7 protein-coding genes are annotated in these 7,618 nt (G+C 71.4%); 4 read left to right on the top strand and 3 right to left on the bottom strand.

Annotation, left to right across the window (positions count from 1 at the left end; genetic code table 11):
• Window positions 1-6: 6 nt before the first annotated feature.
• The 4 genes from E3O50_RS12105 (at window position 7) to E3O50_RS12120 (ending at window position 4,660) form a co-directional block, all read left to right on the top strand.
• Window positions 7-1,629: a carboxylesterase/lipase family protein gene (locus E3O50_RS12105; protein WP_134559135.1), complete on the top strand. Its 1,623-nt coding sequence runs from the start codon at window positions 7-9 to the stop codon at window positions 1,627-1,629.
• A gap of 92 nt (window positions 1,630-1,721) precedes the next feature.
• Window positions 1,722-3,197 (top strand): NCS2 family permease, encoded by a 1,476-nt coding sequence (locus E3O50_RS12110; protein WP_134449569.1) that lies wholly within the window; start codon window positions 1,722-1,724, stop codon window positions 3,195-3,197.
• A gap of 113 nt (window positions 3,198-3,310) precedes the next feature.
• On the top strand, window positions 3,311-3,658 hold the full coding sequence (locus E3O50_RS12115) for a hypothetical protein (RefSeq protein WP_241975350.1): 348 nt from the start codon (window positions 3,311-3,313) through the stop codon (window positions 3,656-3,658).
• Window positions 3,659-3,730: 72 nt separating this feature from the next.
• Window positions 3,731-4,660, top strand: a complete 930-nt coding sequence (locus E3O50_RS12120; protein WP_323510815.1) for an alpha/beta hydrolase — start codon at window positions 3,731-3,733, stop codon at window positions 4,658-4,660.
• A 106-nt stretch (window positions 4,661-4,766) separates the two neighbouring features.
• Here E3O50_RS12120 and E3O50_RS12125 read toward each other — a convergent pair whose 3' ends face one another.
• The 3 genes from E3O50_RS12125 to E3O50_RS12135 form a co-directional block, all read right to left on the bottom strand.
• Window positions 4,767-5,510: a glycosyltransferase family A protein gene (locus E3O50_RS12125; protein WP_134559137.1), complete on the bottom strand. Its 744-nt coding sequence runs from the start codon at window positions 5,508-5,510 to the stop codon at window positions 4,767-4,769.
• A 79-nt stretch (window positions 5,511-5,589) separates the two neighbouring features.
• Complete coding sequence (locus E3O50_RS12130; protein WP_134559139.1) at window positions 5,590-6,465, bottom strand: fumarylacetoacetate hydrolase family protein; 876 nt, start codon at window positions 6,463-6,465, stop codon at window positions 5,590-5,592.
• Window positions 6,466-6,494: 29 nt separating this feature from the next.
• Window positions 6,495-7,618: AlkA N-terminal domain-containing protein (locus E3O50_RS12135; protein WP_347237720.1), on the bottom strand; the 1,124-nt coding region annotated here is incomplete at its 5' end.

Here is a 7,618-nt window from a genome sequence, read left to right on the forward strand (position 1 = left end):
CGGACAGTGACCCGAACCGTTCAGCCTGCCCACGACGACTCGCTTGACGCGGCACTGACGGTGCGGATCGGGACCGGCCTGGTGCGCGGGATCCGGGTGCGGGGCGTACGCGCCTGGCGGGGCATCCCCTATGCCGCTGCGCCCGTCGGACCGCTGCGGTTCCGGGCCCCGCAGCCGCCGGCGGCCTGGCCGGGCGTGCGCGACGCGACCGACTGGGGACCCGTCTCCCCGCAGAGCCACAAGGGACAGTTCAACGGGGCGCGCCCGGACATCCCGCAGGACGAGGACTGCCTCAATCTCAACGTGATCGCCCCTGACGCGCCCGTCGACCCAGGCGCACTCCGCCCAGTGATGGTGTTCATCCACGGCGGCGCGTACAGCGTCGGGTCCTCCCGCGAGGTGCCCACCCAGGGCGAAGGCCTCGTCCGGCGCGGCGGCATCCTCTACGTGAGCCTGAACTACCGGCTCGGCGCTCTCGGCTACCTCGACTTCAGCAGCTACTCGACGCCGGAACGCCCGTTCGAGAGCAATCTCGGGCTGCGGGACCAGGCCGCCGCCCTCGCCTGGGTGCGGGACAACATCCGCTTCTTCGGCGGCGACCCCGATGCCGTGACGCTCTTCGGCGAGTCGGCAGGGGGCAATGCCGTGACGACCCTGATGACCGTCCCGAGCGCCCACGGGCTCTTCCAGCGCGCGATCGCGCAGAGCGCACCGCCGAACGCGGTGTATCCGCCGGCGCTCACGGCGGAGTGGGCGCGCGACTTCGTGAGCATCCTCGCGGCACGCGCGACAGCGGACGGCATCGCACGCGTACCGGAGCACGCCGGCCAGGACGCGCGGGCGGACGCGGGGCCGGACGCACTCGGCCAATCCCGTGCGCTGCTGCTCGACGCGTCTCCGGGCCGGCTCGCCGCCGCGACGATGGAGCTCACCGTTCGGGCGCCCGACCAGTACCCCGGCACGATTCCGCTTTCGCCCGTCATCGACGGCGACTTCCTGCCCGAACGCCCGCTCGACGCGTTCCGGGACGGTCGCGCGGCCCGGATCCCGCTGATCATCGGCACCAACGCCCGCGAGGGTTCCCTCTTCAGTGGACGGATCGATATCCTCGCTTCGACGCCCAAGCGCATCCGTGCGATCTTCGCCAACACCAAGAAGAAGGCGAGGAAGGCGCTGAAAGCCCAGTACCCCGGCATCCCGGCGCTGCGCCCCGCCCTCGACTTCGGCGGCGACTTCTCGTTCTGGTACCCGAGCCTCAAGGTCGGCGAGCGCCATTCCCGCTACGCCCCCGTGCACTTCTACCGTTTCGACTTCGCTCCGCGACTCGTGCGGAGGATGGGACTCGACGCGACCCACGGCCTCGAACTGTTCCCGCTCTTCGACCGGCTGGACGGCTGGTTCGGCCGGGGCATGACGATCATCGGCGGCCGCCGTGAGTTCAAGGCGATCGGGGCGCGCATGCAGGGCTGGTGGCTCGGCTTCGCGACAACGGGCGAACCGGATGCCGCGTGGCCGCTCTACGACGAGACGCGCCGGCTGACCCTCATCATCGACGCGGCCGACCGGGTCGAGTCCGATCCGCTGGCCGAGCGGCGGCTGGCGTGGGGAGCCTTCGTCCCGCACGTCTGAGGTGGGAGGCGGTGGCGCATACCCGGGACCGCATCTCAACGCGCGTAAGCTGGTAGCTGAGAATCAGCCGCGACGGCAGCCTGGAGAACCCCATTCCTGTTACACAGACCGACACGCCCGCACCACTCCGCACCAGTGTGAAGGGGCGTATCGACCGCTACTTCGAGATCACGACCCGCGGCTCGAGCTGGGGCCGTGAAGTCCGCGGCGGCCTCGTCACCTTCGTGACCATGGCGTACATCGTCATCCTCAACCCCCTCATCCTCGGCGGTTTCAGCGCAGACCAGGCCTCGGTCGACGTCGTCGGTGGCTGGCTCCCGAACGCCCAGGTCGCTGCGGTCACCGCGCTCACCGCCGGCGTCATGACGATCCTCTTCGGCGTGATCGCCCGGCTGCCGTTCGGCTTCGCCGCCGGCCTCGGCATCAACTCCTACCTCGCCGTGAGCGTCGTCGGCCAGGTCACCTGGCCGGAGGCGATGGGCCTCGTGCTCATCAACGGACTCATCATCGTGCTCCTGGCCTCGACCGGGCTCCGCGAAATGATCTTCAACGCCGTTCCGCACCAGCTCAAGATCGCCATCACCGTCGGCATCGGCCTGTTCATCGCGTTCATCGGCCTTGTCGACTCCGGATTCGTCCGCTCGAGCGGGACCGCGAGCCCGCCCGTGCAGCTCGGCGACAACGGGTCGATCGTGACCCTGCCGACCACCGTGTTCGTGATCGGCCTGCTCCTGATCGGCGTGCTCGTCGCGCGCAAGGTCAAGGCCGCCATCCTGATCGGGATCGTCGCGACCACGGTCATCGCCGTGATCCTCGAGGCGATCTTCAAGGTCGGGCCATCTCTCGGCACCAACGCGTACGGCTGGAACCTCAACGCCCCCGTGCTCCCGACGACCGCGGTCTCCCTGCCCGACCTGAGCCTGCTCGGCCACGTCAGCTTCGGCGCCTTCGACCGCATCGGCGTACTCGCGGCGCTCATGCTCGTCTTCACCCTCGTGTTCACGAACTTCTTCGATGCAATGGGCACCATGACCGGCCTCGCGACCGAGGCAGGCCTCGCGGACAAGAAGGGCAACTTCCCCCGGCTGAAGTCGGCACTGATCGTCGAGGGTGTCGGCGCGGTGCTCGGCGGCGCGACGTCGGGCTCCTCCAACACCGTGTTCGTCGAATCGGGTGCCGGCATCGGCGAGGGAGCCCGCACCGGGTTCGCGAACATCATCACCGGGCTGTTGTTCCTCGCCGCGATGTTCTTCACCCCGCTCACGCAGATCGTGCCCCTCGAGGTCGCCGCCGCGGCGCTCGTGATCGTCGGCGCGATGATGGTCTCGCAGATCCGCTTCATCGACTTCAGCGAGTTCTCGATCGTCTTCCCGGTGTTCCTCACGATCATCGTGATGCCGCTGACCTACTCGATCGCCAACGGGATCGGCGCCGGCTTCATCAGCTGGGTCGTCGTGCGCTCGTTCTCCGGCAAGGCGCGCGAGATCAGCCCGCTGCTCTGGATCGTCGCGGTCGGCTTCCTGGTCTTCTTCGTGCGTGGCCCGATCGAAACCCTGATCGGCGGCTGACCCCCGACCGGTCCGGGGCTGATCCGGGGGATAGCCCCATGGTCGGCGAAAGGCCGGCTTCGTACTCTGGAAGAGAGCCGTGAACCGCGGCCGTATTCCAAGGAGAGTCCAGAATGTCCACCCTGCATCCCGACCAGACGACACCGCCCGCCGCGTACCCGGCCCCGCCGGCGTACGCGTACGCGCCGGCCGCGCCGGAACGACCAGCGAGCCCGCTCGCGCTGACGAGCCTCGTGCTCGGGCTCGTCTCGATCCTCGCCGGCTGGACCTTCGTGGCCCCGATCGCCGGCCTCGTGACCGGCGTGCTCGCCCTCGGCCGTGAACCGTACGCCCGCACCATGGCCCTCTGGGGCATCGTGCTCAACGCCGTGATGCTCGCCGGCGTGTTCCTGCTGTTGGTGCTCGGGCTCATCTTCGGGCTCGCGTTCCTGCCGTTCCTGCCCTTCGCCCTCGCCCTCTGAGCGCAGCCCGCGCTCTGAAACGGATGCCGGTCGCGGGCTTCGGGGACGACGGGGTCGCGCTACTGTGTCAGCGTGTCCATCCGGGAGAGACGCCGCGGGGTGCACCGGCCGGCCGGCGTCATCGAAAGCGATGCGCGCGACGATCCGGCAGCGGCGCTCGACCGGTCGCTCCCTGACCGGGACTGGACCGGCCTGCCGCCGGGGGCCAGGGCCTTCCGGTTCGAGGCGCCGAGCGGTTCCCTCGCGGCGCTCGCCTGGGGCGAGCCGGGGCATCCGCGGGTGGTGCTCGTGCCGGGTGCGACCGGTTCGAAGGAGGACTTCGTGCTGCTCGCCCCGCTCCTCGCCGGAGCCGGCTACTTCGTGGAGAGCTACGACCTCGCGGGGCAGTACGGGTCGGCCGGCGCGGGGCCTGGAGCGGGGCAGGGATATGACTACCGACTGTTCACCGCCGACCTCGTGGCCGTCCTCGACGCCGGGGCGACGCCCGCACACGTGCTCGGGTACTCCTTCGCCGGGATCGTCGCGGAGATCGCGCTCGCCACGCATCCGGAGCTGTTCGCGAGCCTCGTGCTCCTCGGCGCCCCGCCCCTGGCCGGCCAGGCCTTCCGCGGCGTGCGCTGGATCGGGCCGCTCAGCTGGCTGCTGCCCGCGCACACGATCGCGAGCCTGATGGTCTGGGGGCTCGTCACCAACCGCAACCATGCGCCACCCGGCCGGCTCCACCTCGTGCGGCTGCGTTTCGAGGACACGATCCGCCGGAGCGTCGACGAGATCATGGAGCTGATGAAGAACGCTCCCGACCTGCGGGCGGACCTCGCGCGGAGCCGGGTTCCGTTGCTTGTCGCCGTCGGCGAGCGGGACCTCTGGCCGCTCGAGCTGCACCGGGCGTTCGCCGGGCGGATCGGCGCCCAACTCCGCGTGTATCGCACCGGCCACAGTCCCTGCGAGACGACGCCGCACCAGCTCGCCCGCGACCTGCTCGCCCTCTACGCCCGCTCCTGAATCCCACCGGGCTCCTCGGATCGAGCGCGGGGCATCCGCCGGTGCGCGAGTGGCGCACCACAGGCGCAGCGGCGGAACTCCCGCGCCCGGCGCAGATGCACAGCGCTCAGGCTCGGATGCGGCGCGCCCAGGCCCGGCGGGCCAGCCGCAGCCGCCAGGGCGACCCTTCCGGCCAGTGCAGGGCAAGGGTGCGGTACGCCCAGTCCAGTCGCCTGGCCACGCCGCGCCAGGTGTCGAAGGGCCGGGCGGAGATCCCGACCCTGAGCGTGGCGTCGAACCGCACGGACACCGAGGGCGGCAGGTGCAGGCTCAGGTCGAGGTCGTCGTGCACGTCGTTCCGCTCCCGGTGCACGAGAGTGCGCACCTCGGCCCAGACCGTGCGCCGCATCACGAAGTTCGATCCGAAGATCGGCGGCTGCGCGAGCCACAGCCCGATCAGCCGGAAGTACCCGCCGAGGTACACGAACCGCCCGAGCGCGGCCACGAGCCGCGGGCAGTCGTAGAAATCACCCGGCCCCGTGACGACGTCGACGAGGGGCTCGAGCGTGAGGATCCGCTCGACGCGCTCGATCCAGTCCGGCGGTGGCACGGAGTCGGCGTCGAGCCGCGCGATCAGGTCGCCGGACGCCGCGTCATAGCCGGCGGCGGCGGCCGGCCAGATCCCCTGCACCGGTTCGACCACGAGAACGGCGCCGGCCGCGCGGGCGACGCGCGCCGAGGCATCCGTGGAGGCGTTGTCGACGACGATGATCTCGTCGGCCTGCCGGGTCTGGTCCCCGAGTGCGGCGAGGACCGCCTCGAGGAAGACCGCGTCGTTGTAGCAGGGGATCACGACCGAGACGCAGGTCACGGTGCCCCCTCTCGCCGCGCCGATTCGGGTCGGGTACGGACTCGCCGCACATGCTACTCCCGGCCCGCCCCAGGGGGCGTCAGAGGGTGCGGCAGTGCGTGGTCAGGAAGCCGATCTTGTCCACGGTGATCGTCACGGTCGAGCCGTCGTGCAGGAAGACCGGGGGAGTGCGGCTGTAGCCCGCGCCGCCGGGGCTGCCCGTGGAGATGAGCGTGCCGGGCAGCAGCGTCGAGGTCTGCGAGAGGTAGGACACGAGCTCTGCGACCGACCGCATCATGTCGCCGGTCGAGGCATCCTGCAGGATGCGCCCGTCGACGTGGGTGGTCAGCATGAGGTCCTGCGGATCGGCGATCTCGTCGCGGGTCACCACGACCGGGCCGGTCGGGGTGAAGCCGTCGAAGGACTTGCACCGCGACCACTGCGCCTCGGAGAACTGCAGGTTGCGGGCCGTGATGTCGTTGACGACCGTGTAGCCGAACACATAGTCGAGGGCGTCACGCACCGACACGTTGCGGGCCGGGCGCCCGATGATGACGCCGAGCTCCGCCTCGTAGTCGACCTGGGTGGCGACCTCCGGGGCCCACGAGATCGTCGACTCGTGGCCGGTGAGGGAATTCGGCCAGAGTGAGAACACGATCGCGCCGGTCTCGGTCCGCAGCTTGAGCTCGTCGGAGTGCGCGGCGTAGTTGGCGCCGATCGCGATGATCTGCGGCGGCCGCAGCACCGCGGATGAGTAGCGCAGCTCCTCGAGCGGAGTGAGCGTCGCTCCGTGGGCGACCGCGTTCTCGCTGAGGGCGCGCACCCGGTCGTACTCGCCGCTGCCTCGTTCGATCAGGTCCTGCAGGTCGCGCGGGGCGTCCTCGAGGATCTCGTCGAGGAAAAGCGCGGATTCCGCGAACACCGCTGCCAGGCGGGGCGTGGACTGGCCATCAACTCTGAGGTGCGCAAACTTCACCTGCCTAGAGTAGCCGTCAATCGGGAGAGCTACGCCGCAGCCGGCCAGGGGAGCGCGGCGGCCCGCCAGAGGTGCATTCCGGCGTAGCTGCGCCAGGGTGCCCAGCCGGCGCCGTGGGCCGCGAGAGCGTGCGGGTCGCCGGGGAGGCCGAGCCGGGCTGCGCCCTGGCGGAGGGCCAGGTCGCTCGTCAGGAGGATGTCCGGGCTCCCGAGCACGCGCATGGCCACATAGCCTGCGGTCCACGGTCCGATCCCGGGCAGCGCGGTCAACGTCGCGGTCAGGGACTCCCGGGAATCCGCCGTCGACAGGGTGAGCTCTCCGGTCGCGAGCGCTTCTGCGACGCCGAGGATCGCAGCGATCCTCCTCGCCGGTCCGCGCAGCACGCTGTGCCCGTCGGCCGCGATGCGTTCGGCCGTCGGGAACAGCCGGTCCAGGCGCGGCGCAGGCTCGTCGCCGGTTGCGGGCGCGGACGGCTGCGCGGGCGCCTGCCCCGGCAGAGTCGCCTGCCCCGGCACGGAAAGCGGCAGGGGCGCTCCGAGCTCCGCGCACAGCCGCGCAAGCGCGGTGCGGGCGGACGCGACGGAGACCTGCTGCCCGAACAACGCCCGGAACAGGGTCTCCTCCGGATCCATGCTGCCGGGCAGGCGGATGCCAGGGACCGCGCGCACGGCCCCGGCCAGGAGCGGGTCGACGGAGAGCGCGTGGTCGATCGCCTGCGCGTCGGCGTCGAGGTCGAGCAGCCGCCGCACCCGGCTCACGAGCGGGGCGAGGTCGTCGAGGCTGTCGAGCCGCGCCGCGCAGGCCAGCTGGGGCGCGTCCTCGGTTCCGGCGAGGCTCAGCTCGACCGTCGCGGCCCCGTGCGGCAGGCGCAGCGTGCGCGCATAGGTACCTGGGCCGGCCACCTCGACCCCCGGGATGGCCCGGGCGCCGAGAAACGCCAGCACACCGGCACCGTCGAACGGAGCCCGCGCGGGCAGCAGCAGGCGGATGCCGGTGCCCGGCCCTGCGGGGATGCCGGGGTCCGCGGCGGCGCGGCCGGCGGCATCCGCCCGGTCGGTCACGAGGAACGGGGACCGCCCGGATGCGGTCGGTCCGGTCGCGTGCCCGTGCCCGGGCGCGGACCCGGCCGCAGCAACCAGTGGACCGGGGGACC

It is taken from the genome of Cryobacterium sp. MDB1-18-1, from assembly GCF_004402735.1.
Lineage (GTDB): Bacteria > Actinomycetota > Actinomycetes > Actinomycetales > Microbacteriaceae > Cryobacterium > Cryobacterium glucosi.